The organism is Sphingomonas adhaesiva, from assembly GCF_002374855.1.
Lineage (GTDB): Bacteria > Pseudomonadota > Alphaproteobacteria > Sphingomonadales > Sphingomonadaceae > Sphingomonas > Sphingomonas adhaesiva.
Genome location: NZ_NWVC01000026.1, coordinates 2,501 through 4,933, shown reverse-complemented (window position 1 = coordinate 4,933; position 2,433 = coordinate 2,501). Strand labels below are relative to the sequence as shown.

General features: G+C 54.8%; 1 rRNA gene. It reads right to left on the bottom strand.

Features of this window, described 5'->3' with window-relative positions:
• Positions 1 to 2,318: ribosomal RNA gene (locus COA07_RS17505) — 23S ribosomal RNA — on the bottom strand; the annotation flags it as partial.
• Positions 2,319 to 2,433: the final 115 nt, after the last annotated feature.

Below are 2,433 nucleotides of genomic sequence, written 5' to 3'. Positions count from 1 at the left end.
GCCCTTCCACGAGGGACCACCGGATCACTATGACCGACTTTCGTCTCTGCTCGACTTGTCAGTCTCGCAGTCAGGCTGGCTTATGCCATTGCACTCTAACAGACGGTTTCCAACCGTCCTGAGCCAACCTTCGCGCGCCTCCGTTACTCTTTAGGAGGCGACCGCCCCAGTCAAACTACCCGCCACAGAGGGTCCCTGTTCCGGCTTCACGGAACGAGGTTAGACAGTAGACAACAACAGGGTGGTATTTCACCTATGGCTCCCCATCAGCTGGCGCCGATGCTTCATAGCCTCCCACCTATGCTACACAGTTCTTGTCCACTGCCACTCTGAAGCTGCAGTAAAGGTGCACGGGGTCTTTCCGTCTAACCGCGGGTACTCCGCATCTTCACGGAGAATTCAATTTCGCTGAGCATGTCCTGGAGACAGTGGGGAAGTCGTTACGCCATTCGTGCAGGTCGGAACTTACCCGACAAGGAATTTCGCTACCTTAGGACCGTTATAGTTACGGCCGCCGTTTACCGGGGCTTCATTTCGGAGCTTGCACCCCTCCACTTAACCTTCCGGCACCGGGCAGGCGTCAGACCCTATACGTCGTCTTGAAGCCGACTTAGCAGAGCCCTGTGTTTTTGCTAAACAGTCGCTACCCCCTGGCCTGTGCCCCCCATGAGAGCTTGCGCTTACATGGGGCCTCCTTCTTCCGAAGGTACGGAGGCAATTTGCCGAGTTCCTTCAGGACACTTCTCTCAAGCGCCTTGGTATACTCTACCTGACCACCTGTGTCGGTTTCGGGTACGGTCTATACGGTGGGGCTATTTCCCGGGACAGCTTCGAAGCCGGCTCAATCCGTTAAGAGCCGACAACACACGCCATCCGTCACACACCACCAGGCTGCGGAATATTAACCGCATTCCCATCGACTACCCCCTTCGGGCTCGTCTTAGGGGCCGGCTCACCCTGCGCGGATTAGCCTTGCGCAGGAACCCTTGGTCTTTCGGCGAGAGGGCATCTCACCCTCTTTATCGCTACTCATGTCTGCATTCGCACTTCCGATACCTCCACGACCCATTACCAGATCGCTTCGCAGGCTTACGGAACGCTCCGCTACCGCGTGGATAAATCCACACCCTAAGCTTCGGTGCACGTCTTGAGCCCCGTTACATCTTCGCCGCAGGAACCCTTGTTTAGACCAGTGAGCTGTTACGCTTTCTTTAAAGGATGGCTGCTTCTAAGCCAACCTCCTGGTTGTTTTGGGATTCCCACATGCTTTCCCACTTAGACGTGACTTGGGGACCTTAGCTGTAGGTCAGGGCTGTTTCCCTTTTGACGACGGACCTTAGCACCCGCCGTCTGTCTCCCAGATAGCACTCGCAGGTATTCGGAGTTTGGTTAGGTTTGGTAGATCTCGCGACCCCCTAGCCCATCCAGTGCTCTACCCCCTGCGGTGTTCGTCTGAGGCACTACCTCAATAGTTTTCGCGGAGAACCAGCTATTTCCCGGCTTGATTGGCCTTTCACCCCTAAACACAACTCATCCGGTAACTTTTCAACGTTAATCGGTTCGGACCTCCAGTGTGTGTTACCACACCTTCATCCTGGTCATGCCTAGATCGCCGGGTTTCGGGTCTAATACACCAAACTATGGTCGCCCTATTCAGACTCGCTTTCGCTGCGCCTACACCTATCGGCTTAAGCTTGCTTGGTACATTAAGTCACAGACCCATTATGCAAGAGGTACGCAGTCAGGGCACAAGACCCCTCCTACTGCTTGTAGGCAATCCGTTTCAGGTACTGTTTCACTCCCCTCATCGGGGTGCTTTTCACCTTTCCCTCACGGTACTAGTTCGCTATCGGTCGCATACGAGTATTTAGGCTTGGAGGGTGGTCCCCCCATGTTCAGACAGGATTACACGTGTCCCGCCCTACTCGAGTCCATCCACATCACTTTCGCATACGGGGCTGTCACCCGCTACGGCCGAACTTTCCAGATCGTTCTGCTAGTTGAATAGATGGCACTGGCCTGGTCCGCGTTCGCTCGCCACTACTAACGGAATCTCGGTTGATGTCTTTTCCTCCAGGTACTGAGATGTTTCAGTTCCCCGGGTTCGCTTCTCGAAACCTATGTATTCAGTATCGAGATACTCATAGTCCCAATTACCTAGCCCAATAGGCTAGATAATCAGGATGAGTGGGTTTCCCCATTCGGAAATCTGCGGGTCAAAGGTTGCTCACACCTCACCGCAGCTTATCGCAGCGTGCCACGTCCTTCATCGCCTGTATGCGCCAAGGCATCCACGAATTGCCCTTACCTCACGCTTGAGAGCCCACACCACCAACAACAACGCTGGATCGGCCGAGTTGCCCAAAGGCAGCTCCACCAACCACTCGGCATAGCGCCGCTGCGGTCAATTGGTGCGGGTGATTAATCTCAGCC